This is a genomic window from Arthrobacter sp. V1I7 (genome assembly GCF_030817015.1).
Classification (GTDB): Bacteria; Actinomycetota; Actinomycetes; order Actinomycetales; family Micrococcaceae; genus Arthrobacter.
The window spans coordinates 4,495,783-4,520,999 of record NZ_JAUSYS010000001.1 but is presented as its reverse complement, the minus strand read 5'-3'; the positions used below and the strand labels follow the sequence as shown (position 1 = coordinate 4,520,999).

Sequence of the window (25,217 nt, the reverse complement as noted above, 5' to 3'; positions counted from 1 at the left end):
CCCATGCGCCGGGGTTGGCGCGGGTTTCCACGTACCCGTGATGGCTGTCTGTCTGCTCGCAGTGATGGGGCTGGTTCCGGGCGTCAGGTCTGCATGATGGCGGTGGGGTTCTTGAGGCTCGCCGCGATGCTTGCGGTGGCTTCGAGTAATCTGTGGATCAGTTGGTGTTCGGGTGCCGTTCCGGGCAGGAGGAGATAGCTCTTTCTGGCGCGGGTGATGATCTTGCCTGCAGTGGCGAAGAGCCGGTAGCGCCAGCGTTTGATGTCCCATCCCTTGGCGTGGTCGCCGGCGGGGAGCGCGGTGAGCTGGAGCCAGGAGACGAGGTTGGAGGCCAGGGCTGCGATCCACGCCCAGGCCTGGTTCGCGGCGAAGTCGAAGAACGGCAGCTTGCCCAGACCGGTGTTTTTCAGGGTCTTGATCCGGTTTTCGCACCGGGCCCGGGCGCGGTGTCTGGCGTCAAGGAACGGGCCGTGCCAGCGCGGTGAGTTGGTCAGGAACGCGGTGATCCGGTGCCCGTCGATGTCCAGCAGCGTCGGTTGCGCGCCGGGGTGCAAGGGCTCGGCGCGCAGGAACAGGTTCGTTCCCGGCGGGTAGTCGGTGAGCGGGATGATGTCGGTGGCGTTGATGACCCAGGCATCGGTCCGGTCGTTGCCGGCCTGGTCCAGGGCCGGCTGCCAGTTCTTCTTGTCGTTGATCCAATCGACCATGTGGGCTTTGGCCGCGGGGACGGGGTAGGAGACGGAGAACTGGGCGTTCCGGCTGTGCAGGTACCAGAGGAACTTCCTTGAGGCTCCGGCGCTGTCGGTGCGGACCAGGACGTTCTCTCCGGCCAGCGCCCCGGTCTCGTCGAAGAATCCTTCGGGCAGGCCGGACACGGCGGTCTCGAAGACGCGGATGTGGTCATCGGCGCTGTTCGCGCCGGCGTTGCCGGTCCGCAGCAGGCAGGCGAGGATTTCCCCGGTGCCGTTACCGGCACCGTAGTCACAGGACGCGATGAAGGGGGCGAAGCCGTAGCCGCCCTTGTAGGTGCCGGCGACGTTTTCCTTCTCCGAGTGTGAGGCCACGAGGGTGGCGTCCAGGTCCAGGATGAGCGGATCCGCCGCTGTCGCCGACAACGCCGGGTTCCGGTTCCCGGCCGCTTCCCAGGCCGTGGAGCGCAGTTGCCGGGTGAGGGTTTCGATGCCATAGCCGAACAGCTCGGGGTTCGTCACGGTCCGTTCGAAAAACCGGGACACCGTCGCGTTCGAGGGCAGCTGGCCGAAGACCCCCGGTGAGACCCGCAGGATGTCCAGATCGGACACGTGTTCACCTCCGGCGGCCAGCATCGCCGCCAGAGAACCGACCAGCCGGCCGGGCCGGTGCGTCGCGCCTGCGGGAACGAACTGGCCCAACCGGTCCTCGCACAGTGCCCCGAAACCCAGGGCATCCATGAAACCGGTCAGGACCTTCACCCCGGCGTGGGAGACCAGCGACTGGCCGGTGAAAGTGACCGGAACCGACGGAAAAACACAGGTAGACTTTTGCATCGAAAGGGTGCTCCTTCACTCGGCAAATAACGGTCTCGACAACCACTATTTTCCCAGCTCAGAGCACCCTTTCCCTGCTTAAACACACACCCTCAGCCACCCGCCATGAAATCCCCGGGCTAGGAAGGGCCTCCGCGAAGAGTGCGTGCCGAGTGGGTGGCGAAAGCACATCCGTGTATTTGAACTTCACGAGGCCCTCGCGACCGATCTGCTTCGCCCTAAAGCCCCTGGTGTTGTACTGACGGTCGTTGTTTGAGCAAACCACCCAGTGCTCGATGCCTGGTCCGATCTTCTCGGCCGCCTCAGGGTGTTCACGGACAAGCGCGGTCAACAGCCCCGACACGAAAAGATCCGCCACCTTGTCACCGGGCTCGTACTTCTTCAGAGCGGCGCTGAGCAGTTCACTGACGGCGCCCTTTTTTCCGAACGCGTATTCGCCGACTTCATACTTGGCCATGATTCCCCGATCCCCCTGCTCTGGACGGCGTATTTGCCGATCCGCAGGACGCGTCTTGGCCGCGCTCATCAGAGTACCGGGTGGGTGCAGCGAATCCTGAATCAGACGGAAAGCTTGCGAACGGAAAATATCTGCACGCCGCGCCGAAGGCCACCTGACACGCAAACGGCCTAATTGTTGACGGGGTTGGCGGGAATCACCGCTTGACAGTTTCCGGGCCAAGCCCGCGACAACATAAGCAGACATCGCTGATTTGTGCAGACATCGCGTGCACGATCGACATCTTGCGCTCACGCCATCCTCAAAGCATGCGATCGCCAAATGCGTCCGGTTGGAATCTAAGACCCTCCCACCGGGGTGTATTGAATGGCAGGTTCGGATCCTATTCTGACGCCCCAGAGGACTACCTGACGTCAGGTTGGGGTGTACTTCAGGCTGGCAGGGCGCAAGTGGATCGTAGGTCCGCCATCTCCGGTCTGGCTGAGAACTAAAACACGCGCGTCCGGCGGCGATCACCAGTAGGTGACCACCGCCGGACGTAGAGACTGCACTGTTGGACGGCTTGTGCGTCCTCGTGACGGTTGTCCTACAAAGCCGACTCGTGTTCGTGCGTCTTTGCGTAGACCGCCTTGTGGTGGCCCGCGACGGTTGCCGGGTCGTCAATTGCGTCCTTGATGCTGTCCAGGTCGCGTCCAATGGTCTCGGGTGTGAAGAAGGTAGCGATGATAGTGATCACGGTCAGGAGTGACAGGTAGGCGGCAATGGGTACCCAGGCGCCCAGTCCTGCACCGTGAACACCGGCTCCGCCGTCTGCTGTGATGACCAAGGAGATGATCCATGCTCCGATCAGGGTGCGACGCCGCCGGAGATCACGGCGGAGATTTCACGGGCGACGGAGACGCCGAGGTAGCGCTGACGGGAGCCGAAGAGCTCGGACATGAAGGCGCTCTGTGATCCGAACATGCCCCAGGTTCCGATGCCCAGCGCGAGGGAGATTACGACAATCGTGAGGACGGTGTCGCCGAGGCTCAACACGTACCAGATCGGGAAGGCTGCGACGAACTGGAAAATCGCGAAGCCGCGGTAGGTCTTGACCGCCCGAACCGGTCCGAAAGCTTGCCGGCGATCGGCACCACTATTGATCCGAGGCTGGCGGCGAACACGAGGGACAGTGCACCGATGGGGCCGGTGACGCCGACAGCGGCGCTTGTGACATATGCGACGGCGAGGGCCTGATAGATGGAGGATGAGCCGTTCTCTGCGAGACGGAGGCCAATACCGCGCAGGAGGGTCCTGCGGGAGGACTTGACCAGTGTGCGCAGCGGCTTCTCAGCTTGAGGCGGATGAAGATAGCGACGACGAGGATGACGACGCTGGCCAGGAACGGTACCCGCCACAGCCACATTTCGGTGATCTTTACGGTCTGGTTGGCGTTGAAGAGCAGGAAGTAGACCAGTGCTGCAACGACAGTGCCGACCTGGACACCCATGAAGGGGAGTGAGGCGTAGAAGCCGCGTTCCTTGCGTGGAGCGTATTCGGTCATAAGGATGGAGGCGCCGGCCATCTCAGCGCCGGCACCGAGGCCTTGCAGCAGGCGGAGCAGGATCAGCAGGATAGGCGCGAGTATTCCGGCGCCGCCCTGGTACCAGTCGCCGGATGAGCCGTTGTAGGTCGGGAGGACGCCGATCAGGGTGCTGGCACCGCCCATGAGGGTGATGGTGGCCAGGAGGTCGGGACTTGGGGCTGTCTGAGAACAGTTGCTTGGCCGGTGGGTGCCCAAGAACGGGCCCGGGCTGGAACGGAGGAGTGCGTGGCGGCTGAGACGGCTAAGGCGGCGCCGGAGCGTTTGCGCTGGGAGGGGGTCAGCGGGGGAGTGATACGAAGAGCCGCAGCCTTTTCGCTTCCAAGCAGAGAATCGGAATGCTTCGAACTGATGGAGGCCGAGACTACCCGGACCTGCACACGGCCTGGCACTTTCGGGTGTCGCGTTTCGGGTACTACGATGGGCAACCGAAACTGGACCGGTGCTCCTTTATCCGTCGCGTCAAAGCCGCCGGTTTCCCGCATCGAGTTTCCTGGCCGGCCGAGGATAAGCTAGTTAGTTCATCGCCAAGTGGGCTTCGATTGCGACTTGAAGGTCGGCCAGTTGGGCATAAGACATAATCCACACTCTTCCGACTCGCGGATCCTTTTTAAAGGTGACCTTTACTTGGTCCATCGACAATATCTTTTTGCCGTTGTTGTCCTCGACAGCGAACCATATATCACTCATCTGGTTCTTTCCTTTGGTATGCATCAATCTGTCCTAATCTCTTGGACTGCTCTCTCGGACTGCGAAAATTCCCGTGACGCAGCCGAAGCGAAATGGTCCGAGCCCCACAGCTTCCTCTGTAAGGGCCGCGTCGAAAAGCTGCTTGCCCCTTGAGGCAAGCCCCATTCCACCCGGAGGTCTTCTTCATGTACCAAACCACGCTGAGCGTCCCCAACGTCCGTGGTCAATTCAATTAGCTGGCCCCTGGTTGCCGGATCCAACATGCGTTTCTGCTCGAGGATCCGGCGACCTGACGGTGGGGAATGCCTAGACCCTGTCCGTTAATGCCCGGCTGTTGCGGCGAGCCGAAGCCACAGCTTCCGAGGGAATCACGAGGGTCGGTCGGGTGGCATGGTGAAGGACGTTTGCCGATGTGCTTCCTAGTAGGGTCGCTTTGAAGCCACGCAACCCGCGGGAACCAAGAACGATCAGATCTATGTTCAGGTCCTCGGCGGTGTTCACAATAGTCTCGGACGCTGTGGCCATCGTGGAAGCGACTAACGGTTCAGCGATTAGGCCGAGGCTACGGGCCAGTTCCGCACCTTCGGCGGCAATCTGTTCTGAAACGTCGAGCGCAGCGGCGTCGAGGCCCTGTAATTCCTCCAGCGCCGGATGGCCCTCCAGATGCGCCGCGAAGCCCTCCAGCGATTGACGGGCATAGAGCAGCACCGCTGTAGCGCAGGGAAAAGGCTGGCGGCGGTTTGTGTTGCACTTGTGCGTTGGGGGACCCGTCGTAGGCGATGAGCAGTTTTGGAGTAAGCATTGCGTTTTCCTTCTAGGCATTGATGGCTGGGCAGTTGCGCTCAGGATGGTTGCCTGAGCCCGGTGCTGCACCGGGCTCAGGCCCTCGGGTTAGAAAGCTAGTCCGGCTTTCCGGGGCGAGTTCTGACCGGCTCTTCTACAGATCGTTCTCGCGTCACCGATATGGCTCGGAGTACGGCTAGGAGCGGGCGCCGGCCTCTGGGACCTCCTGGTCCTGGCGTGAGCTGCCATTGTTTTGATTACGCAGCATGAGGGCTGCCAGCACTGCCCCGATGAGCGCGATCAGCCCGGCCCCGATGAAGGCTGCGGAGAATCCGTTGGTCAGGGCGGCAGGGTCACCAATCTGATGAGCTCCGAAGGCTGTCGCGACTGCGGTCATGCCAGCCAGGCCGATCGCCGAACCTATCTGGTAACTGGTGTTCACGATGCCGGCGGCAAGTCCTCCTTCTTCCGGCCGGGCGCTGGAGATTGCGGTACCGAGCGAGGGAATGAAGGCCAATGACATACCCAACGCCGCCACGAGCGAGGCCGGGAGCACGTCAATCCAGAAATTTCCGTCTGGACGGATGAGGGAGAGCCATCCCATTCCGACGGCCAGTATGGCAAGGCCTGCAACGGTCATGGCTTTAGGGCCAAAGCGGTTGATCATCCGGGGTGCGAGGACGATCATCCCGATCATGATGAGCACGGTCATGGGGAGCAGTGCGGCTCCGCTGGGGAATGCGCTGTATCCAAGGACCTGCTGCAGGTAGAGGTTCAGGAAAAACCACATCGGAATCCAGGCCCCACCCAGCAGCAGCTGCGCAATGTTGGCCGCACCTAGGTTTGAAGTGCGGAAGATCCCCAACCGCATCAGAGGGTTAGCCAGGCGTGCTTGAAGCCTAAGGAAGATTCCCAAAAGGGCGACCGCCGCTATCAGCACCAGCCAGGTCTCCGGCGATCCCCACCCGACCTCTGGGGCACGCACGATCGCGAAGACGAGCGCACCAATTCCTGCGGTGGCGGTGGCGGCGCCGAGCAGATCAACCGAGCCTTTGCGGGCGATGCTGGCCGGCATGAGGACGGGTATTGCGAGTAGGGCGATGATCGCGATGGGGATGTTGATGTAGAAGACCCACGGCCATGAAACGTACTCGGTGATGATTCCGCCAAGGAAGACACCGGCGGTTCCACCGGCAGGTGCGGCAGCACCGTAGATTGCCAGAGCCTTGGTCAGCTGCTTCGGCTCCGCACCGAAGAGCATCATCAACAGGGTCAAGGCGGAAGGTGCGATAAGGGCTGATCCCAGGCCCTGCACAGCACGACCCGTGAGCTCGATGGCTACGTCTCCGGCAGCGCCGGCGATGAGGGAACCAATGAGCAGAATTGCCCAGCCGACTCCAAAAATGCGGCGTGCACCGAACAGGTCCGACAAACGCCCACCGAGGAGCAACAGGCCGCCAAGGGCGACCACATAGGCGTTGAAGACCCAAGAAAGATCTTCCTGTGAGAATCCGAGATCTTCCTGGATGCGAGGCAGAGCGACGCCGATGATCGACGTATCCATGATGACCATGAATTGCGCTGTTGCTATGAGAGCAAGAGCGAGCCACCTCCGTGAAGGCGATGGCGGGGGTATAGCAGACATTTCATACTCCTAGGGTTGGGGAGTCCGCCTCTGCGGACCGGAGGTCGCAAATTAGGGGCGGGAGTTCTAACTGGATGCGTGAGTGGAACCTGCGGGAACAATTTATACCATACCCCTGTAGGGTATAGATAGGAGCAAGAAACAACACCTGTGTCAGCGATGGTCGAAAAGTGAGCCATCTCGCCAGCGCCCAATAATGGATCGGGAGCGGGCGCAAAGTCCCGCAGGCGGCGGAGGCCCCTGTCATCTTTGCCCCATTTGGGCTATTACCGTGACAGCGACCAGCGCGATAAGGGCAGCACTTAGCCCGTTGAATCCGATGTGCGCCAGGACGGGTCCGGCGGCGCCGCTTGCCGCTCCTGCCAAATTCATGAGTGAATCGGATACACCCTGAAGCCGCGGCCGATGAATGGGCTCGACCGCTGCACCGACCATCGTGGAGCCAGCCACAGTGGAGGCCGACCAGCCCAAGCCCAGCAGGACCAGGGTCACGATGACCAGAACCTGGTTGTCGGATCCCAGCATGGCCTGCAGCAGGGCGGCGAGGAGTATGGCCTGCCCTGCCAAGACAACCACCCGTGCGCCAAAGCGGTCCGTGAGGTGACCCAGGGCAGGGGAGAACGCGAACATGCCAACCACGTGCAGGCTGATCGTTAGTCCTACCAGGTTCAGCGACACGCCATTGCCGGTCAGATGCACGGGGATCATGGCCATGAGCGCGACCATGACTGCGTGGCTCAGGGCCAGAGCGAGCACCGCGCTTTTCGCGGCCGGCGAAGATCGCAACAGACTCAGACCGTCGACGGAAGCCACTTTGGCTTGGGGCAGGGAACCTTCCTCAGCACTGCGAGCTTTAGCTGCGGTAAGCAATGGATCCGGCCGTAAACCAATGAGGTAGACGGCGGCGCCGAGCAGCTGCGCGATGCCGCCAATGATGAACCCGCCGGTGAATTGGGGCATCCCCATGGCCTGGCCCAGACTTTCTCCGGGTCCGAATAGGTTAGGGCCGACTCCTGCCCCGATGGTTGTCGACCAAACAACAAGAGATAAATCCCGCCCCCGGGTGGCCTCGCTCCCGAGGTCAGTTGCGGCGAAGCGGGCCTGCAGGCTCAGCGCGGAGCCCGAGCCCATCAGAATCATGCCGACCAGAAGTAACGGAAAAATGGTCATGCCCGCCGAGACGATCACAATTAGCCCGCCTGCCACAGCGATCCCAGCTCCTGTACTAAGCGAAATTCGCCTGCCCTTGGCCTGAGCCAGGCGGGCAAGGGGTATCGCCAGCAGCGCAGCGCCCAGAGCTCCCATCGTCATAGCCATGCCGGACCAAGCTGCGGAGCCTGAGACGTTAACGACCAGCATCGCCCCAAGGCTCATGGTGGCTCCCGTGCCGATTCCTCCCAGGAGCTGCGCCATGGCCAGCACCGGGACTGTAATTTAAACGGTGTAACTCCAGAGAATTAGGAGGTTGCCGTGACTGATGTGATTAGTGATGTGACTGCTGCGACGAGCATGGTTGCGCCGGCTCCGGCGGACGCGCTGGATGAGCAGTTGGTGCAGCAGCTGAGTGAGCGGGCGCGTGCGGAAGGCCTGCGGCTGACCGGTGAGGGCGGGCTGCTGTCCCGGCTGACGAAGATGGTCGTGGAATCGGCGCTGGAGGGCGAGATGGAGGACCATCTGGGCTACGCCCGGCACGATCCGGCTGGCAGGGACGGCGGGAACTCGCGGAACGGCACCCGGTCCAAGGAGCTGTTGACCGAGGCCGGTCCGGTGCAGATCGCGGTGCCGCGGGATCGGGACGGCTCGTTCACCCCGGAGCTGGTCAGGAAGCGGCAGCGCCGCCTGTCCGGGCTCGATGACCTGGTCATCTCGCTGTCCGCCAAGGGACTCACGCACGGGGAGATCTGCGCCCACCTGGCCGAGGTCTACGGCGCGGAGGTCTCCAAGCAGACGATCTCCACCATCACGGAGAAGGTCTTGGAGGGTTTGTCGGCCTGGCAGAGCCGGCCGCTGGATCCGGTCTATCCGGTGATCTTCATCGACGCGGTGAACGTGAAGATCCGCGACGGGCAGGTCACGAACCGGCCGATCTACGTGGCGCTGGCGGTGACCTGCGAGGGCACCCGTGACATCCTTGGGCTCTGGGCCGGCGAGCACGGTGACGGGGAGGGGGCGAAGTACTGGCTGCGGGTCCTGTCCGAGATCAAGAACCGCGGCACCCAGGACTGCCTGATTGTGGTCTGTGACGGGCTCAAGGGCCTGCCCGAGGCCATCGCCACCGTCTGGCCTCAGACGATCACCCAGACCTGCATTGTTCACCTTTTGCGCAACTCGTTCCGCTACGCGTCGAAGAAGGACTGGTCCGCGATCGCGAAGGACCTCAAGCCCGTCTACACGGCGGCGTCGGAATCCGATGCCCTGGACCGGTTCGTGGAGTTCAGCGAGAAGTGGGAAAAGCGCTACCCGGCGATCATCCGGCTCTGGACCAACGCCTGGGCCGAATTCGTGCCCTTCCTGCAGTTCGACCGCGAGATCCGCACCATCATCTGCACGACCAACGCCATAGAGAGCATCAACGCGCGCATCCGGCGAGCCGTGAATGCCCGCGGACACTTCCCCACGGAGCAGGCCGCGCTCAAATGCGTCTATCTGGCGGTCATGAGTCTGGACCCCACCGGGACGGGCCGACAACGCTGGTCCAACCGCTGGAAGGCTGCGCTCAATGCCTTCGAAGTCACCTTCGACGGACGCCTGTCCGCCGGCAAGAAATAAAATCAAAACCAGTTACACCGAAAACTTGACGCTGATACTGGAAGGGTCCGGGAATGCAGTGACCCGATACTTGACTGGCGGCCCCCTTCGGGGGACCTGTCCTTGACCTGATTTGTCCTGCGTTCCCGGGACCAGCCGTGGGCTCTGCCGGTTCATGACCTCATAGGAGCATGACCGATCCCATGACCAGTTGGCCCTGCCATGGTGCGCGTCCCTTCAGCGTCCTGTCTGCGGCCGACAGGGCCAACGGTGACAACCCGAACCGTTGCTTGGAAGGACACCATATGCCACACGCGAGAGCGGATGTCGACGCGGCCGGACGCGTCGCCGGGGTCGACACCCACACCGACACTCACACCCTTGCCATTCTCACCGAGAACGGCGCGGTGGTCTCCACCGCGACGTTCACGGCGGACAGCCGTGGCTATGCCGCGCTCATCGATGCCGTAGCCTCAGCCGGCCCCGTCCGGGGGATCGGTGTCGAGGGCACCAACTCCTACGGCGCCGGCCTGACCCGGGCCCTTCAGTCCGCCGGACACACCGTGCTGGAAGTCCTGCGCCCTACCCGGCAGGTGCGCCGGATGAATGGGAAATCAGATCCTGTCGACGCAGTCGAAGCTGCCCGTACGGTGCTTTCCGGCCGTGGCATCTCCATCCCGAAAGACACCAACACCGCCGCTGAATCCATCCGATTCCTGCTCGGCGCGCGGAAACGGTTCGTCTCCTCCATGACCTCGATCTCCAACGCCATTAAAGGGCTGCTGATCACCGCTCCAGAACCGGTCCGCGCCAGATACCGGGACCTGGACACGGACGCGCTGCTGCGCCGTCTGGCCAGTAGTCGTCCTGGATCCGATCTGGCCGGCCCTGAAGACGCCGCCGGGCTGGCCCTGAAGACGATGGCTTGCGCCCACCAGGAGCTCTCAGACCGCGTCGCCGGCATCGAGACGCAATTGCATGAACTCGTCCAGGCGCACCACCCAGCATTGCTGGATGTCTACGGCGTCGGGACCCTGGTCGCCGCGCAACTCGTCGTGACCGCGGGCGGCAACCCAGAGCGGATCCGCAACGAAGCGTCGTTCGCCGCGCTCTGCGGCGCCGCGCCAATCCCGGCGTCCTCCGGGCGCACCACCCGCCACCGGCTCAACCGTGGCGGCGACAGACAGGGTAACGCCGCCCTCCACCGCATCGCACTCGTCCGAATGCGCCACGACCCCAAAACCCGCGCCTACGTCGAGCGCCGCACACAGGATGGCAAGAGCAAGAAGGAAATCATCCGCTGCCTCAAAAGGGCCATCGTCCGAGAGATCTACCGCATCCTTACCAGCCCAGCAGTAAGGACGGTCCAAGCCGACCTCCGCGCCATTCGCACGAAAAAGAACATCACCCTCAGTCAAGTGGCCGTAGCCTTAAGCACGTGGCCCGCCCGGATCTCCGATATCGAGCGCAAAGCCCGGCCGCTGCCCGAACTCGCCGATCGCTACAGAAACTGGCTCGCCACCGCTTGACACACGATAGGAGCATCAGACCCCCAGCACCCGGACGACTTTCCGTTGCAGAGTGCGGGCGGGGTTGGTATTGGGGAAAGTATCGACGGACACGTGCTACCGCCGGGTGATGTTTGCGCGAAGGGCGACGTGCAAGCCTTTGGCTTCCAGCGTCGGATCAATGGAGGTTCGTCGGCCAACTTCCATCAGTATTCTCGCGATACGGGCGTGCATCATTTTCATGACCTTCCTGATTGATTCCCCGATGGCGCCGGTCGTCCCTTGGTCAGTACGGGGAGAGCTGGCGAAAGGTAGGACCGGCTGCGGCCGACTCCTTCACGGCCAGCCGGATCAGACCGGTGCGCTTACTGGTCTGCCAGGTCTGCACGAATTTTTGCCATGTCGAACTTCCTGATGCCCGCAATGACTTTTTCCAAGTCACCGCCCGGCATGGTTCCGGGCTGGGAGAACACCAGAACCCCTTCCCTGAAGACCATCAGTGTGGGGATGGAATTTATCCCGGCCGATGTAGCCAGTGCCTGTTCGGCCTCGGTGTCGACCTTGGCGAAGACGATATCGGTGTGCTTCACGGAAGCCGCTTCGTAAGTAAGGGCGAACATCCGGCATGGGCCGCACCAGCTGGCCCAGAAGTCGACCATGACGATGTCGTTGTCTTCGATGGTGCGGCTGAAATCTTGTTCCGTGAGGTTAATGGTGGACATGGGGTTTTCCTTTATCGGTGGTGATGGAGCCGGATGGATCGCCTCTGCGCCCCCCGCGGTGACGGGGTCTTGGCAGGAGGCCCAGGGGTTGTACAGTGCGGTCGGTATGGTGGTCGGCGATGAGCTGGAACGCGCCGAGGACTACGTTCTGAGCCACGACCAAGACGGCGTCGGCGATCTCGCGGTTGCTGTATCCGACGTTTCTTAGGGCTGCTACCTGCCCGGCCGTGATAGTGGTGGAACTGGCGTGGACGGCCAGAGCTACTTTGATCAGCGTGGCGACCGCATGGGTCGGAAGAGGTGCCGAGTCGGGCTGCTTCGATCTGGGCCTCGTCAAGGCCAACAGACCGGGCGGTCGACTCGTAATAGGCCAGGCAAGGGCCGCAGTCCAGTCGGGCTTGTATCGCGATCGAGACCAGTGCCCGCGTGCGTTCGGACACTGTGGGGGACAGGGCCATGGTGACTGCCATGTTGCCGGGCTCTACCTGTCGGGCAACGACGTCGGTCACCATGTCCCAGGCTGCCCCCACAGCCTTGACGACATTCATCGGTTCCATCCGGCTCGGGACTCCGACGCGGTTCCTATGGGCGTCGCTCCGGCGCCGGGACGGGTGCCGCCCGGCAGGACGGACCCCTGAGGCGATGCTTCGGGCATCATGGTGTCTCCTGGGAAGCTAGTGATCCGGCGGGGTTAGGGGGTGGTGAGCTGGTTGCGGGCGGCGAGCAGTTGCGGGAAGGCGTTGAGTCCGGCCACGGCGATCATTGTGCCGTCGGGGCGGTGGAAGCTGGACAGGGCCGATTTGGGGGTGCCGGTGTCATGTTGGGTTTCATGGCTGCCAGGTAGCACGGTGCCGTAGGCGGCTGCGGATTGCCGGTAGACGGTGAGGGTATATCCGGTGTCGGGGGTGTAGGGGCCGGGGTCAGGCGCGCCGGTGATGTCATGCAGAACTGCCCTGGCGGCGTGGGCGCCCTGGGCGGCGGCAGCGTCCCAGTGGTCGATGCCGTAGAGCTGCCCGTCGCTGGCGGGGTGAAGGGCGACGCTGCCGGCTGCATAGAGGCGCTCGAAACCCCGGACCCGGAGGTGGGAGTCGACGGCAATGCCGTTATCGTCGCCGGTGATCCATGCCGAGCTCGGCGCGTTACCGTGGGCAATGACAACGAGGTCAGACTCCAGGATTTGCCCATCGCTGAGGGTGGCGGTGACCGAAGCTGGCCCGGGGATCAGGGCGGTGATGTCCTGGCCGAAGTGGCTAGTGACGTTGAGGCGGTGCAGTTCGCCGATCTGCTGGGCGATGTGGCTACCGAGCGCAGCGGCCAGCGGCGTGGCGGAGCGGGCGACGAGATTTACGCGTGCGCCAGCGTCGGCGAGGTAACTGGCCGTTTCGGCTCCAATGAAGCCCGCACCCAGGATTGTGATGGTCTTCGTGTCAGCGCTTGCGCCAAGCTGTGCGCGCAGCCGGACGGCGTCCTGGGCAGTGTGGAGATGGAATACCCGCTCAGGGGCGGCCGTGATCCGGCTGTCAGGCCGCGGAGCACTTCCCGTGGCGGCGATCAGGGCCGTGTAGGGCAAGGCCCGGCCGTCCTCCAGGGTTAGAAGAAAATTCTCCGTATCCAGAGAGGCCGCACGGCCCTGCACGAGATCGCCCTCCAGCGCACGGGCTCCAGGCTGAGTGATCTGCTCGACGGTGAGCAGGCCTGGCAGCACGCCCTTATTGACCAGTGTCCGGTTGTAGGGCAGGTGCGGTTCGCCGTTGATCACTGTCAGCGGCCCTTCGTAACCTTCGGCGCGCAACGAGGCAACGGCGCTCATGCCAGCGGCCCCCGCTCCCGCAATAATGATTCCCTGCTGAGCCATTCCGGCCTCCTGGTGAATATCCCGTTTGACAGACATACCCCCTGCGGGTATATGCTCACCACTATACACATACCCCCTAGGGGTATAAACCGAAGGAAAGTGAAGACCATGGCCACCACTGAATTCCAGGTAACCGGCATGACCTGCGGTCACTGCGAGATGTCCATTCGCGAAGAAGTCCAGGAAGTGCCCGGCGTCGGGTCTGTAGAGGTCAGCCACCGAACCGGCAAGCTCGTGGTCAGTGGCAACGGAACCGTCGACGACGCAGCTGTCATCGCAGCTGTTCAAACGGCCGGCTACCGCGGGGTGCGGTCGGCATGAACGCAGCCGGACGACTGGGCGCTTACGCAGCGGGACTCGCCGTGGTCTTTGCCGCGGGTTTCGCTGTGGCAGGAGCCGTGGTGCCGGAGCAGGCAGTTACTGCCTGGGCGCAGTCCGCGCAGGGTTCCACTGGCGGGCACGCCAGTGCCGGACACGCGGAGTCACCGGCGCCGGCTCCGGGCGCAGCCATGGCCGGGTCCCCGGTAAAGGGCGTCACTGCCGAACGGGGCGGCTACCTGCTCGGTGGGATCACCGCTCCCGCGGCAATCGGAACTGCCGGGGAGCTGGCGTTCACGATCACCGGCCCCGAAGGGTCCCCAGTGACCCAGTTTGAGACCTCGCACGGAAAGCAGGCCCACCTGATTGTGGTGCGTTCTGACGGATCCAATTACCGTCATGTGCATCCCGTTATGGACGAGGCCGGGCGCTGGTCGCTGCCGTGGCAGTGGGAAGCGGCAGGCACGTACCGGATTTACGCCGACGTTGTGCCGGCCGGAGCCGGTGAGGGCCTGACACTGACCCGCACGATAGATGTGGCCGGGCCCTTCGAGCCCGCCTCCTTGGAAGTGTCGGCCGCCGATGAAGTGGACGGGTTCCAGGTCTCCCTGAATGGTGACCTGGGGGCCGGATCAGCCGCGGCTCTGACGGTTAGTGTCAGCCGTGACGGTCAGCCGGTAACCAGCCTGGAGCCCTATTTGGGGGCTTACGGGCATCTGGTGGCGCTGCGTGCGGGGGACTTAGCCTACCTGCACACCCACCCTGAAGGTGCTGAACCGGTCAACGGCGAAGTCTCCGGGCCCGAAGTGAAATTCGCAACCACCGCTCCGACCCCTGGCCGCTACTACCTCTATTTCGATTTCCAGGTCGACGGGCAAGTCCATTCCGCCCGGTTCGTCTTGGACACCACGGGATCAGCCCCGGCGGCAGCATCGGAGCCTTCCGCAACGGTCACCCCCGAGATCACTCCCACCGACAGCGCAGCTGACGACGGGCATGGCGATCACTGACCCACCCCTACCATCCCCGAGGACCCACGGCCGGACAGGCCGGGGGCCCGCACAGGGAGAAAGAAGTATCCAATGTCTGAAACCGCGGCCTTTCAACAGGCGCCGGGCATCGACATCGAACTTGAGATCGGCGGGATGACCTGCGCTTCGTGCGCCAACAGGATCGAACGCAAGCTCAATAAGCTCGATGGCGTCATCGCTTCGGTGAACTATGCTACCGAGAAGGCACGTATCACCGCCCCTGCCGGATATGATCCTCAGGACCTGGTCGCTGAGGTGGAGAAGACCGGTTACACCGCAGCCCTGCCCAGCGCACGGCGGGAACAGCAGCAGGGCGGGGAAGACAGCGACCGGCCCGACGCCGAACTGACGTCCCTGAAACACCGGCTTATCGGCAGCGCCGTGCTCGCGATCCCCGTCATCGCAATGGCTATGATCCCCGCCCTGCAATTCAATTACTGGCAGTGGCTGTCCTTGGCGATGGCCGCTCCCGTCATCCTCTGGGCCGGTTGGCCCTTCCACAAAGCCGCATATACCAACCTTCGCCACGGTGCCGCGACAATGGACACCCTGATCTCCATGGGCACCACGGGAGCGTTCCTGTGGTCCCTTTACGCCCTGTTCTTCGGCACCGCCGGAACACCGGGAATGACGCACCCCTTCGAACTGACAGTTGCCCCCACTGACGGGGCTGCCAACATCTACCTGGAAGTCGGCGCGGCGGTAATCCTGTTCATCCTCGCCGGACGCTACTTTGAAAAGCGATCCAAGCGCCAGGCCGGAGCGGCGCTGCGCGCGCTGCTGGAGCTCGGCGCCAAGGACGTGGCCGTGCTGCGCGACGGCGACGAAATCCGCATCCCCACCGACCAGCTGTCGGTCGGCGATGAGTTCATCGTCCGTCCCGGCGAGAAAATCGCCACCGACGGCGTCGTCGTCAGCGGCCGCAGCGCCGTTGATGAATCGATGCTCACCGGCGAATCCGTTCCGGTAGAAGTCGGGGAAGGGGACACCGTAACGGGCGCCACCGTCAACTCCGGCGGCCGCCTTCTCGTCCGCGCAACCCGGGTCGGTTCGGACACCCAGCTGGCGCAAATGGCCCAGCTCGTGGAGAACGCCCAGTCCGGCAAGGCCGAAGTCCAGCGGCTGGCCGACCGGATCTCGGGGGTGTTCGTGCCCATCGTGATCGCCATCGCTGTTGGCACACTGGCCGTGTGGCTTGGTGCAGGGTTCCCGGTGACGGCAGCATTCACCGCCGCCGTAGCCGTCCTGATCATCGCCTGCCCCTGCGCCCTGGGTCTGGCCACCCCCACTGCACTGCTGGTCGGTACCGGCCGCGGGGCCCAGCTGGGCATTCTGATCAAGGGCCCGGAAGTGCTCGAATCCACCCGCAAGGTCGATACCATCCTGTTGGACAAGACCGGCACAGTCACCACCGGCAAGATGACCTTGCAGGGTGTCCATACCGCACCGGGCACCGACACGAACGAACTGCTCCGCGTCGCCGGGGCCCTGGAGGACGCTTCCGAGCACCCCATCGCCCAGGCCATCGCCCGCGGCGCCACCGAGCGTGTCGGGAACCTGCCCACCCCGGAATCCTTTAAGAACATCGAAGGGCGCGGCGTGCAGGGTGTGGTCGATGGACACCTGGTCATTATTGGACGCGAAGCCATGCTCGAGGACTGGTCCCTGACCATGCCCGCAGACCTGGCCCGCGTCAAAGCACAGGCCGAATCAGCCCGGGAGACCGCCGTGGTCGTTGCCTGGGACGGGCAGGTCCGAGGAGTGCTAACCGTCGCTGATGCGATCAAGGAAACCAGCGCCGAGGCCATCGCACAGTTCCGCGCCCTGGGCCTGACGCCGGTGCTGCTCACGGGTGACAATCGGGTAGTCGCCGAACAGGTCGCCGCCCAGGTAGGGATCGAACAGGTCATCGCCGAAGTCCTGCCCCAGGACAAGGTTCGTGTTGTCACGGACCTGCAGAAGCAGGGCAAAGTCGTAGCCATGGTCGGTGATGGTGTTAACGACGCCGCAGCCCTGGCCCAGGCGGACCTGGGCCTGGCCATGGGAACCGGCACCGATGTCGCCATCGAAGCGGCTGACCTCACCTTGGTACGCGGTGACCTGCGCGCTGCTGCAGATGCGATCCGGCTTGCCCGCAAAACCCTCAGCACGATCAAGACCAATCTGTTCTGGGCCTTCGCCTACAACGTGGCTGCGATCCCATTGGCCGCCCTCGGGCTGCTCAACCCGATGCTCGCCGGAGCCGCGATGGCGTTCTCCAGCGTCTTCGTGGTCTCCAACAGTCTCCGTCTGCGCTCTTTCAAAAGCCAGGCAGGAAACCCGTCACCGGCCGCCGCGCGCTCCCGTGCACGACAGCCGATCGACGCCTGAACCAACAACCCCACCACCGAAAGGAAACCCCACCATGGGAAGCTGCTGCAGCACCAACAACACCCCCAAAGACACCAAAACCGAGGACCTGACCCTCACCACAGGCCCCGGACAAGCTGATGATGCCGTCACCACATGCCCAGTCATGGCCGGCACACCTGTAGTCAAGGCTGTCGCGGAAGCCACCGGCCTCTTCCGCGACTACGAAGGCAACCGCTACTGGTTCTGCTGCGGCGGCTGCGGCCCGGCCTTCGACGCCGACCCGGCAAAATACGCAAACGCCAGCTAACCACCCACGTCAGCAGGAGCATCTTTGAGGGCGCGGTGGCAAGCCACCGCGCCCCGCCCTGCCAACTCCGGACCATCGGCGAAAACGAAGCTTCTGAGCGCAGGGTTCATTCCCCAGTCGCCGCGGGCTCCGCCTACAAGAGCAGTTCACCAAAAGGTGTGCCGGTATCGTCCGGGACCTAATGAAAGAAAAAATACAAGCATGACCGTCAAGAGCTCCACGGACTACCGGCTCGAATGCGACGAGCCAGCCTGCAGCAACCAAGCACGACCCAGACCTCCTCGAAAGCGAATCCCAGCGATAACCCACGCACAAGCCCAGCGGATCCGGTTCGGGATCCTCGCGGCACGCCACTCAATGGAACGCGATCGGCTCACTCCTGAGCAGGAGGACTACCTAGAAGGGTGCGAACTCAGCGGCGGGATGTCCGGGAACGTCAGCGCACGCAAGGCACACGACAGGGAACGGCTAGCCGCGCTCGCGCGAACGCGGCCCTAGACGATGGGGTCCCTCGATTAGCCGGCACTGCGGAAAATGCGGCACCACCAACGGACACGAGAACCGCACTGCCCTCACGGATATACGGATGCAGAGACCACCTGGAGAACCATGAAGATTGACCCGGCAGGCGTTCAGCACCCCACCCATGACGACATCCCGGACGAGGAGGGCCTCCTGCACATCGCAAGTTGCACCGACTGCCAGGACACATTCGGAGGTTTCCTCGCTGATGTAGCGCGGGTATTCAAAGCGGAGCGCGAAACTGCCGATCGGGAGTAGTAACTTCATGGCAGCTCATACTAGGTTCGTGGACGGACAGGCCCGCAACAGAGCTAGGGCAACGGGGGCATTCCCCTAGCGGCGGGAAGCCAAGCAGGGCAAACTCAAAGCATCGGTTACCAACGTTCCTGAGCATGACGCTAAAAGCTCCGGTATGGATTACACGTAACAAGGCCTGGCCTGACAAGCAACCATTAAGGCGAAAGTACTGACCCAGATTGAGATCAAATTTGGACAGCACCCGGTGGTGCGCCGCGGAGGGGTGGATGCCCAGCAGATAGCCGATCCTGGCCGGTCCCCACCGATGGTTGACCCTGATCGCGATGATCGGGCGCTTCCGCCGCACGGAGGTCTGCCGGGGGCGCTGGCAGGCCCGCTGGAAAGATCGCGCATCCCGCGCTCACCATGCTCCCGGTAACCGGGCTGTCCACCGCGCGGCGGTCGTGGCGACCTGGGATCGCTCAGCTGCCCGGCGCAACGGCCATTTGTCTTCGACGATGCATCGGGCAAAGCGGAGCACGCCATTTGGGTGTCAGGACCGCGTTAGCATGGGAAATTGAAGACCTCTTTGTGGTTGGGACTCTAGACAAGCCCGCTCCACTTGGAGGCCTTCTTTTTATCACCTAACCACGCCGCATGTTCCTAACGTCCGTGGTCCATACAGCTAGCGTCCGCCGTAAGAGTGCGTATCTGGACATCAGGGCCATGGCAATCGCCCCATTAGGCGCAGTACGTCTCTTTGCTCTCCGGGAGGGCGGGTACCGTCGATTCAACGCGCCAACACTTTTGCCACGCTGGCTGAAAATGCGACCTTTGGTTCAGCGGTTGCCGGTGATAAAGATGATGTTCTCCGGATCTCTAATACCATGTACCCAGTGGGGGTATAGGTATGCTCATGATCGCTTTGCCGAACCCCGCCGGTCATTTCTCCTTACTTGTCCTGGCGGGGGCGGGGGACCCAATTAACGGTGTGCCAGTGGGCGCGCCATGGGGTGAAGCTGCCCTGCATGCCGTGTTGCACGCATCCGTCAGGGCAGCATGACAGTCCACTCTCGTCCGAATCCGACAGCTAACTCCGCCAGCGCCGAGAGGACGCTCTTAGCGCAGACCGGTAAAGTCGCCTCGGCGGCTCGCGGCCAACTGCTGCTGTTGGCGAGCAGGGCCGCCTGTGGATCTGAGCCGCTACTGGCAACAGCATGGGGCATTCCGCCGATGCACTGTGTGGGGAATGTACGGAAGCCGGGACCGTCCAAGGGTCCCGGCTTCCGGCTCTGAGAATCCTGTATTCAAGGAGTTGTCTCCTCTGCTTCACTCAGGCTGTGCGGACGGAAGCGCACTGGCATGCTGCCAGAGTGCCTTCTGCGGCTTCCATCTCCCTGAGTGTGTCCACTTCGGCGGGCCCGGGTGCGGGCGCGGCAGCTGCGGTCAGGGTGTCATGGCGAGGCCACAGGAAGAGGGCCCCGGCGGCGCCTGCCAGAGCGAGGATTGCCAGGACTGACCAGGTGATGGTCAAGCCCGAGCTCGCGGCGAGCCAGCCGGCGATGGGATAGGTGATCAGCCAGGCAAGGTGGGATAGTGAGAACTGGGCTGCGAAGACCTCCGGTATCCGGTTTGCGTCGACCGAGGCGCGAAGGACCCTGCCCGTCGGCGTGACGATCATCGCCATGCCACCGCCGATCACCACCCACGTTACTGCGGTGGCGGTCCACGTCAGGAGCCCCGCTGCGCCGAGCGTGAGCGCGGCTGCAGTGCCGGCAACGAGGATTGCGGCGCCGGTCATCATGACGGTGCGCTCTGGGATCCGGTCGAGTATCCGCGGGAGAGCGAGAGCTGCCAGCAGAGCTCCGCCGCCTGAGGCTGCGAACATCCACGCGACGTCCGACTGGGAACCGCCAAGTTGGTCGCGGACGTAGTTCACGGTGTTGACGATGACGATCGATCCCGCGGCTGCGACGACCAGGTTCAGTGCCATGATGCCGCGCAGCCGCGGTGTCCTGACGAATGTTCTGATTCCTGCCGCAGCCCTGTCCCATGCTTTGGCATGCGCACTGGGCTGGGCGTTGGGGATGCGTGTGGACAGGACCAAGACGGCGGAGACGATGAATCCTACCGATGTGCCCAGGAAGAGCCAGTTGAATGTCATGAAGCTCAGCGCGACTGCAGCGAGCACGGGACTGAGCAGGCTCTCCATGGTGTAGGCGACCTGGGAGGCGGACAGAGCACGGGTGTAGGCGGCTTTGTCGGTCACGATGTCGGGAATCACGGCCTGGAACGTCGGGGTGAACGCCGCGGAAGCTGACTGGAGCAGGCCGATCAGGACGTAGATCTGCCAGGCCTCGGTGACGAACGGCAGCGCGAGAACCACTGCGGCACGCACCACGTCCAGGATGACAAGGAACGCTCGCCTCGGGAGTCGATCGACGTAGGCAGCAGCGAGAGGGGCGATGAGGACGTACAGGACCATCTTGATCGTCAGGGCGGTAGCAAGAACGGCCCCGGCGCGCGGGCCGGCAAGCTCGTAGGCGAGCAGGCCCAGGGCTACAGTCGCCAGCCCGGTGCCAAACAGGGCGATCACCTGGGCGCTGAATAGATGGCGGTAGTCGCGGATTGCGAACAAACGCATGGTGTTCCTTTCATCCATGCAAGAGGGGGTGGCCTTGCCTGAGGCGCGCCCCCGAGGTGGGGTCAATGGTCCCTAGGGGACCGGTTGGGGAAGTTGTCTAAGCCCGGCAACGAGGTTGAAAGCGCCGGTGAGGATGTTGAGGGAGACGATGCCGACGACGTCGGCGATCTCCCGGTCGCTGTAGCCGTGGCCGCGCAGTGCGTTGATCTGCTCGTCGGTGATTGTCGTTGGTTCACGGTAGATCTGGAGCGCCAGCGTGATGATCGCCGCCATCGCGGGATCGGCCGAGGTGCCTGCGCGGGCGCATTCGATCTCGTCCTCGTCGATTCCCAGGGCGCGGGCGGCGTTCACGTGCGAGTCAAGGCACTGTCCACAGCCTTGCTGGACCTGGACCGCGATAGAGATCCGCTCACTGAGCTTGCGGTTGAGCTTGGCGCGCTTCATCGCCCGGCTGAGTTCAAGGTAGCCGCCCAGGACTGCGGGGGAGTGCGCCATCATCGAGACCATGCCACCGACCTGGCCATGACGGGAGACCAGGTCGGAGAGCAGACCACGGGAGGCGCCAACTGCTGTGGCGGGTGTGAGTCGGGTAAAACGAGGCATGATGGGTCCTTTTGCGCTCGAGAGCGTAGATCTTGGTGTTGACATCGGCCGGCCGTCCGGCCACCGACGTCTGTGGGTTAGGCGTGATGCCCGTGGCCGCCGTGGTGAGCTGGCTCTTCCGCCGGCGGAACCGGGTTGTGGCCGTTCTGGTGCCCGGAACCGTGGACGCTGCCGCCGGCCGACACCGTGAACTGCGCGGTCCTGACGATGTCCTCGTGCTGGAAATCCAGATGCAGGCGGTACGACCCCATCGACGGAGCGGCAGCGATGAACGCGATCTCCGGGCCGGGCACGGTCCTGCCGTCACCGGGCTCTCCCTCCGGGTGCACGTGGAGGTAGGCCAGGTCGCCGTCCCGGAGCGCCACGAGGTGCCCGTAGGCGCCCAGGTATGGCTGCAGGTCGATCACCGGCTTTCCGTTCCTCTGGACGCTGAAGGTAAGTTCGCTCGCCTCGCCCGATGAGAGTGAGCCTTTGAGGGTGACGGTGTAGTCCCCGACCTCGGTGGTCCGGGTGATCGCCGGCAGCGGCTGCGGGTCATATTCCCCGGCGACCGAGGCGTCGATGCCCAGCGTCATGGGCTGACCGTGTCCAGCCGGGTCGAAATCCGCGAAAAACCGCCATACACCGGGGGTCACATCCAGGTCGGTGCTCCATGTCCCCGACGGGTCCATCACAGGGTGCACGTGCTGGAAACCCATGGTGTCGCGCCGGATGGCGATGAAGTGCAGCTCCTTCTCGTGCGTGAGCTCGAAGTCGGTCACCGCCTGCCCGTCAGGGCCGGTGACCCGGAAGGTCACCGTCTGTGTGCCGCTGCTGAGGATAGGGGTATCCAGCTCCAGGGTGTACCCGTGCTCGGACACCAGAAGGCCGCCGGGCTGGGCAGCCCCGTGGCCCTCATGCCCGCCGTGACCCTGGTCGTGACTGGTCATCATAATGATTCCACCTCTGCAGTCGTTGCTGGCATTCGTTCCATAGATACCCCCAGGGGGTATCTCATACATATAAATATACCCCATGGGGGTATCCCCGGGCAAGGGTGCTGATGAAACGAGCACCCCTCGTCGCTGGATCCAGATCACAGAAGCGGCGCTCTTTTCGTCGACGCCCCCTTTATCGGCCACAACGAATAGCCCATCCCAGAGTGTGCTGAATATGATCTGCCTGCTGGCCGGTGCGCGCAGCACCGCTCAGCAGGCCAACGGAGCGCGGGCTGCAGATCCGCGCCGCATACCGGTGCTCGGCCCGGCGTCACCCGCCTGGGCTTGGGAGGATCAAGGGCATGCCGCAGCACCGCCCGGAATGGTCCCGGTACCAGCCGGTCAGCTCAACGACCTCGTCCGGGATCCTTCCTTTCCGGACCCTGTCACCGGCCTGATAGGACCTGGCCAGATGCTTCGTCACGGCCTTGCGCTCAGCCATCGTCAATCCCAATCACCCGGCGTAGCCCCCGGCACCAACCGGCACCCAGCCGTAGGATTATTAATGAGGCAGCGCGGGGCCCTGTTGCCTCATTGCAATACCTCCGGGAAAGGTGATTCGTTGCCTCATGGCCCTGTTGACGGGTTTGACCGCGCCCGGCTGTTTGGCTCGGGCCAGTGTTTCGAGCTGCGCTGTGAGTGCCAGGATCTGGCGTGAGAGTGCGCCGGGTTTGATCTGCCTGAAGGCGGCGTTCATCCGAATGACCGGGCGCTTGCGCATCTTTTCGTGCCGGATGGCGCGCTGGTGGGGCGTGGCAGGTGCGTCGTGTTTCTTGGTCACTTTCGCGCCGTGCCGGTGTTTCTCGAGGAGCTTTTGCTGGGGCAGCAGGTAGTTGGTGAAGATCCGGTCCAGTTCCCAGATCTCGTTGAGTTTCTCGAGTTCCGCGGCGGTGTCGTAGCGGAGGTAGCCGACGAGTTCCCGGACCCTGGCCCAGTTCTTCTGCTCCACGTGCGCGCCGTCGTTCTTGTTCCCGGGACGGGAGCGGGTGAACGTGATCTGGTGGCCGTGGCAGTAGGCGAGCAGGTGCTCGTTGATGAACTCCGAGCCGTTGTCCGAATCGATCCCGATGATGGGAAACGGGAACACAGCGGTGACGTGTTCGAGGGCCTCAAAGACCCATTTGGCCGCCTTGTTCCGCACGGACCGATTCACCGTCCAGCCGGTGGAAATGTCGGTCACTGTCAGGGTAAAGCAGAATTCCCCGAAGCTGTTGCCGCCCTCGTGGCCGACCAGATCGATCTCCACGAATCCCGGGACGGCGTCGTCCCACTCGGCCCAGGTCCGGATCGGGATCTGGGATTTCAGGAGGGTGCCGGGCTTGGTGTGTGACCGGCCCGGCGGGAAAAGTTTCGCCCGTCACCGACGAGTTTCCGGTCGATGGTCGCCGCGCTCATGCGCATCAGCAAAGCAGCCTGATCATCCGTGATCGCAAGCTCCTTGTCCCGCCGCAATAGCGGCACCAGAACCGGCAGCATCGGGGCCAGCAGCCTGCCGGCAGGAGCCCGCAGCACCGCCCAGCACCTGATCAGCGGCGGGAGCAGATCAGGGCCGTAGACCGGCGTCCTGTCTGGGCTTGACGATTTTCAGGACCAGGGCCTCCCGCAAGGCTACCCTGGCATAGTCGCGGTGCCAACCGGTCAGTTCGACCAGCTCGTTCAGGATCCGGGATTTCCCTGCACGATCGGCGCTCTTATAGGCGAGGGCTTTCTTCTTTGTCACAGCTTGCCGCTGGTCCATCGTTAGCTCCATGAAAACGGGCATAACCCCCATCCGCCGCCCCGGCCGGAAACCACGCCGCTACGCGGAGGTTTTCAATTGAGGCAACGTATCCGGCTACGCGGAGGTTTTCTACGAGTCAACGCGGGGGCTTGAGCTTGCTATTGGAGTACGATACCCTTAGGGGGTATATAAGTAGGTGAGCCAGGAGGGATGCCGAGTGAAGTCCCGTGGCAATATCATCTTCAGCGTCAGCCAGCGCAACGCCCCCATAAGTAAAGTGATCGCTTGGGCAGCGGGCTGCCTGCTTCGGTGCGCGGCCGATGTCACCGCCCAAATTCTGCAGGACACGGCAACCCGTGGGGCCGCAGGATCCCCCTCAACCACCTCACCCCAAGGAAAATTATGACTACACCCACCACCAAACGGCCTGCCGCCTCCAACGTCGACGAGCAATGCCTCACGACCCACGGCTACATCACTGACAAAGAGCGCTACCTTGCCCGCCTCAAGCGCATCGAGGGTCAGGTCCGAGGCATTGCCCGGATGGTCGATGAGGAGCAGTACTGCATCGACATCCTCACCCAGGTCTCAGCAATGACAGCCGCATTGCGCGGCGTCGCATTGGGACTGCTGGATGACCACATGAAGCACTGCGTATTGGATGCAGCGCAGCTCGGTGATGAGGCCGGACGGGCCAAAATGCAGGAGGCCACAGAGGCTATCGCGCGCTACGTTCGCGCCTAATTGTTGAAGCCAGCCCGGCAATGGATGATTGGTCCCCCGGCATACACCCCAGACAACGTATTTCAGCAGCCATTTGCGCTGGCGGCACGAAGCAGTCAAACGTGCGTCCGCACGCTGTATCGGTGATCTTGCACGCAGTCAGACCCGAGTGTCGTTGCGGTGCAAGCCCCCTCCGGGCTCAACTCACGCCCCACATAAACGGTGATGTGTGGATGATTGAAGGCCAGAATGCTGCGCCGCGCAGCC

At 63.3% G+C, this 25,217-nt stretch carries 25 protein-coding genes, 1 pseudogene and 1 riboswitch; of the genes and pseudogenes, 7 read left to right on the top strand and 19 right to left on the bottom strand.

Annotated features, from left to right (window positions below; genetic code table 11):
* Positions 1-83: 83 nt before the first annotated feature.
* The 9 genes from QFZ69_RS20865 to QFZ69_RS20825 all read right to left on the bottom strand — a co-directional run bounded on the left by QFZ69_RS20865 (position 84) and on the right by QFZ69_RS20825 (position 8,096).
* Positions 84-1,526 carry an IS1380 family transposase gene (locus QFZ69_RS20865; RefSeq protein ID WP_306914167.1) on the bottom strand — a complete coding sequence of 481 codons (1,443 nt, stop codon included), beginning with the start codon at positions 1,524-1,526 and terminating at the stop codon, positions 84-86.
* A gap of 58 nt (positions 1,527-1,584) precedes the next feature.
* Complete coding sequence (locus QFZ69_RS20860; protein WP_306914165.1) at positions 1,585-1,983, bottom strand: DUF3223 domain-containing protein; 399 nt, start codon at positions 1,981-1,983, stop codon at positions 1,585-1,587.
* A 586-nt stretch (positions 1,984-2,569) separates the two neighbouring features.
* The gene (locus tag QFZ69_RS20855; protein WP_306914164.1) at positions 2,570-2,809 is read right to left on the bottom strand and encodes a hypothetical protein; all 240 of its coding nucleotides are present in this window, start codon (positions 2,807-2,809) and stop codon (positions 2,570-2,572) included.
* Between the two features lie 20 nt (positions 2,810-2,829).
* On the bottom strand, positions 2,830-3,018 hold the full coding sequence (locus QFZ69_RS20850; protein WP_306914162.1) for a hypothetical protein: 189 nt from the start codon (positions 3,016-3,018) through the stop codon (positions 2,830-2,832).
* A 100-nt stretch (positions 3,019-3,118) separates the two neighbouring features.
* Entirely contained in the window at positions 3,119-3,691 is a 573-nt protein-coding gene (locus QFZ69_RS20845; RefSeq protein ID WP_306914161.1) for an MFS transporter, read from the bottom strand.
* Positions 3,692-4,081: 390 nt separating this feature from the next.
* On the bottom strand, positions 4,082-4,279 hold the full coding sequence (locus tag QFZ69_RS20840; RefSeq protein ID WP_306914160.1) for a hypothetical protein: 198 nt from the start codon (positions 4,277-4,279) through the stop codon (positions 4,082-4,084).
* A gap of 282 nt (positions 4,280-4,561) precedes the next feature.
* Positions 4,562-4,963, bottom strand: a complete 402-nt coding sequence (locus QFZ69_RS20835) for a universal stress protein (RefSeq protein ID WP_306914158.1) — start codon at positions 4,961-4,963, stop codon at positions 4,562-4,564.
* A 271-nt stretch (positions 4,964-5,234) separates the two neighbouring features.
* Positions 5,235-6,683, bottom strand: coding sequence for an MFS transporter (locus QFZ69_RS20830; RefSeq protein ID WP_306914156.1), 1,449 nt, complete (start codon positions 6,681-6,683; stop codon positions 5,235-5,237).
* 243 nt (positions 6,684-6,926) lie between these two features.
* Entirely contained in the window at positions 6,927-8,096 is a 1,170-nt protein-coding gene (locus QFZ69_RS20825) for an MFS transporter (RefSeq protein WP_306914154.1), read from the bottom strand.
* Between the two features lie 96 nt (positions 8,097-8,192).
* Between QFZ69_RS20825 and QFZ69_RS20820 the strand changes: the two genes are divergently transcribed.
* The gene (locus tag QFZ69_RS20820; protein ID WP_306919529.1) at positions 8,193-9,452 is read left to right on the top strand and encodes an IS256 family transposase; all 1,260 of its coding nucleotides are present in this window, start codon (positions 8,193-8,195) and stop codon (positions 9,450-9,452) included.
* A gap of 284 nt (positions 9,453-9,736) precedes the next feature.
* Positions 9,737-10,960, top strand: a complete 1,224-nt coding sequence (locus QFZ69_RS20815; RefSeq protein ID WP_306912914.1) for an IS110 family transposase — start codon at positions 9,737-9,739, stop codon at positions 10,958-10,960.
* 344 nt (positions 10,961-11,304) lie between these two features.
* On the opposite strand, the gene QFZ69_RS20810 is transcribed toward QFZ69_RS20815, so the two are convergent.
* The 3 genes from QFZ69_RS20810 to QFZ69_RS20805 all read right to left on the bottom strand — a co-directional run bounded on the left by QFZ69_RS20810 (position 11,305) and on the right by QFZ69_RS20805 (position 13,516).
* Complete coding sequence (locus QFZ69_RS20810; RefSeq protein ID WP_306914152.1) at positions 11,305-11,661, bottom strand: co-chaperone YbbN; 357 nt, start codon at positions 11,659-11,661, stop codon at positions 11,305-11,307.
* Positions 11,662-11,672: 11 nt separating this feature from the next.
* A complete protein-coding gene (locus QFZ69_RS23430; RefSeq protein ID WP_373461917.1) occupies positions 11,673-12,119 on the bottom strand; it encodes a carboxymuconolactone decarboxylase family protein in 447 nt (148 codons plus the stop codon).
* Between the two features lie 233 nt (positions 12,120-12,352).
* Entirely contained in the window at positions 12,353-13,516 is a 1,164-nt protein-coding gene (locus QFZ69_RS20805) for an FAD-dependent oxidoreductase (protein ID WP_306914150.1), read from the bottom strand.
* Positions 13,517-13,624: 108 nt separating this feature from the next.
* Here QFZ69_RS20805 and QFZ69_RS20800 point away from each other — a divergent pair, with 108 nt between their 5' ends.
* From QFZ69_RS20800 to QFZ69_RS20785, 4 genes are all read left to right on the top strand, one after another.
* Positions 13,625-13,837 (top strand): heavy-metal-associated domain-containing protein, encoded by a 213-nt coding sequence (locus QFZ69_RS20800; protein WP_306914149.1) that lies wholly within the window; start codon positions 13,625-13,627, stop codon positions 13,835-13,837.
* Positions 13,834-14,844, top strand: a complete 1,011-nt coding sequence (locus tag QFZ69_RS20795) for a heavy-metal-associated domain-containing protein (RefSeq protein ID WP_306914147.1) — start codon at positions 13,834-13,836, stop codon at positions 14,842-14,844. The genes QFZ69_RS20800 and QFZ69_RS20795 overlap by 4 nt, the downstream gene beginning before the upstream one ends.
* 72 nt (positions 14,845-14,916) lie before the next feature.
* Entirely contained in the window at positions 14,917-17,235 is a 2,319-nt protein-coding gene (locus QFZ69_RS20790) for a cation-translocating P-type ATPase (protein WP_307000406.1), read from the top strand.
* Positions 17,236-17,269: 34 nt separating this feature from the next.
* The gene (locus QFZ69_RS20785; RefSeq protein WP_306914145.1) at positions 17,270-17,524 is read left to right on the top strand and encodes a YHS domain-containing protein; all 255 of its coding nucleotides are present in this window, start codon (positions 17,270-17,272) and stop codon (positions 17,522-17,524) included.
* 1,000 nt (positions 17,525-18,524) lie between these two features.
* Here the strand turns inward: QFZ69_RS20785 and QFZ69_RS20780 are convergent.
* The 7 genes and pseudogenes from QFZ69_RS20780 to QFZ69_RS20750 all read right to left on the bottom strand — a co-directional run.
* Positions 18,525-18,861 (bottom strand): annotated as a pseudogene (locus tag QFZ69_RS20780) (leucine zipper domain-containing protein); the annotation flags it as partial.
* 338 nt (positions 18,862-19,199) lie between these two features.
* Positions 19,200-19,400, top strand: a riboswitch (cyclic di-AMP (ydaO/yuaA leader).
* A gap of 216 nt (positions 19,401-19,616) precedes the next feature.
* Entirely contained in the window at positions 19,617-20,927 is a 1,311-nt protein-coding gene (locus tag QFZ69_RS20775; RefSeq protein WP_306914143.1) for an MFS transporter, read from the bottom strand.
* Between the two features lie 72 nt (positions 20,928-20,999).
* The gene (locus QFZ69_RS20770) at positions 21,000-21,530 is read right to left on the bottom strand and encodes a carboxymuconolactone decarboxylase family protein (RefSeq protein WP_306914141.1); all 531 of its coding nucleotides are present in this window, start codon (positions 21,528-21,530) and stop codon (positions 21,000-21,002) included.
* 77 nt (positions 21,531-21,607) lie between these two features.
* Complete coding sequence (locus QFZ69_RS20765; protein ID WP_306914140.1) at positions 21,608-22,462, bottom strand: hypothetical protein; 855 nt, start codon at positions 22,460-22,462, stop codon at positions 21,608-21,610.
* A gap of 547 nt (positions 22,463-23,009) precedes the next feature.
* Positions 23,010-23,753 carry a transposase family protein gene (locus QFZ69_RS20760; RefSeq protein WP_306914138.1) on the bottom strand — a complete coding sequence of 248 codons (744 nt, stop codon included), beginning with the start codon at positions 23,751-23,753 and terminating at the stop codon, positions 23,010-23,012.
* 56 nt (positions 23,754-23,809) lie between these two features.
* On the bottom strand, positions 23,810-24,019 hold the full coding sequence (locus QFZ69_RS20755) for a hypothetical protein (RefSeq protein WP_306914137.1): 210 nt from the start codon (positions 24,017-24,019) through the stop codon (positions 23,810-23,812).
* Positions 24,020-24,050: 31 nt separating this feature from the next.
* On the bottom strand, positions 24,051-24,245 hold the full coding sequence (locus QFZ69_RS20750; RefSeq protein ID WP_306914135.1) for a hypothetical protein: 195 nt from the start codon (positions 24,243-24,245) through the stop codon (positions 24,051-24,053).
* Between the two features lie 384 nt (positions 24,246-24,629).
* Between QFZ69_RS20750 and QFZ69_RS20745 the strand changes: the two genes are divergently transcribed.
* Positions 24,630-24,971 carry a metal-sensitive transcriptional regulator gene (locus tag QFZ69_RS20745; RefSeq protein WP_306914133.1) on the top strand — a complete coding sequence of 114 codons (342 nt, stop codon included), beginning with the start codon at positions 24,630-24,632 and terminating at the stop codon, positions 24,969-24,971.
* Positions 24,972-25,217 lie beyond the last annotated feature (246 nt).

Coding starts and splice junctions, on each gene's coding strand:
- QFZ69_RS20865 (WP_306914167.1), bottom strand. CDS start 1,526: ATGCAAAAGTCTACCTGTGTTTTTCCGTCGGTTCCGGTCACTTTCACC.
- QFZ69_RS20860 (WP_306914165.1), bottom strand. CDS start 1,983: ATGGCCAAGTATGAAGTCGGCGAATACGCGTTCGGAAAAAAGGGCGCC.
- QFZ69_RS20845 (WP_306914161.1), bottom strand. CDS start 3,691: ATGGGCGGTGCCAGCACCCTGATCGGCGTCCTCCCGACCTACAACGGC.
- QFZ69_RS20840 (WP_306914160.1), bottom strand. CDS start 4,279: ATGCATACCAAAGGAAAGAACCAGATGAGTGATATATGGTTCGCTGTC.
- QFZ69_RS20830 (WP_306914156.1), bottom strand. CDS start 6,683: ATGTCTGCTATACCCCCGCCATCGCCTTCACGGAGGTGGCTCGCTCTT.
- QFZ69_RS20825 (WP_306914154.1), bottom strand. CDS start 8,096: ATGGCGCAGCTCCTGGGAGGAATCGGCACGGGAGCCACCATGAGCCTT.
- QFZ69_RS20820 (WP_306919529.1), top strand. CDS start 8,193: ATGGTTGCGCCGGCTCCGGCGGACGCGCTGGATGAGCAGTTGGTGCAG.
- QFZ69_RS20815 (WP_306912914.1), top strand. CDS start 9,737: ATGCCACACGCGAGAGCGGATGTCGACGCGGCCGGACGCGTCGCCGGG.
- QFZ69_RS20810 (WP_306914152.1), bottom strand. CDS start 11,661: ATGTCCACCATTAACCTCACGGAACAAGATTTCAGCCGCACCATCGAA.
- QFZ69_RS23430 (WP_373461917.1), bottom strand. CDS start 12,119: ATGGCCCTGTCCCCCACAGTGTCCGAACGCACGCGGGCACTGGTCTCG.
- QFZ69_RS20805 (WP_306914150.1), bottom strand. CDS start 13,516: ATGGCTCAGCAGGGAATCATTATTGCGGGAGCGGGGGCCGCTGGCATG.
- QFZ69_RS20800 (WP_306914149.1), top strand. CDS start 13,625: ATGGCCACCACTGAATTCCAGGTAACCGGCATGACCTGCGGTCACTGC.
- QFZ69_RS20795 (WP_306914147.1), top strand. CDS start 13,834: ATGAACGCAGCCGGACGACTGGGCGCTTACGCAGCGGGACTCGCCGTG.
- QFZ69_RS20790 (WP_307000406.1), top strand. CDS start 14,917: ATGTCTGAAACCGCGGCCTTTCAACAGGCGCCGGGCATCGACATCGAA.
- QFZ69_RS20785 (WP_306914145.1), top strand. CDS start 17,270: ATGGGAAGCTGCTGCAGCACCAACAACACCCCCAAAGACACCAAAACC.
- QFZ69_RS20775 (WP_306914143.1), bottom strand. CDS start 20,927: ATGCGTTTGTTCGCAATCCGCGACTACCGCCATCTATTCAGCGCCCAG.
- QFZ69_RS20770 (WP_306914141.1), bottom strand. CDS start 21,530: ATGCCTCGTTTTACCCGACTCACACCCGCCACAGCAGTTGGCGCCTCC.
- QFZ69_RS20765 (WP_306914140.1), bottom strand. CDS start 22,462: ATGATGACCAGTCACGACCAGGGTCACGGCGGGCATGAGGGCCACGGG.
- QFZ69_RS20750 (WP_306914135.1), bottom strand. CDS start 24,245: ATGGACCAGCGGCAAGCTGTGACAAAGAAGAAAGCCCTCGCCTATAAG.
- QFZ69_RS20745 (WP_306914133.1), top strand. CDS start 24,630: ATGACTACACCCACCACCAAACGGCCTGCCGCCTCCAACGTCGACGAG.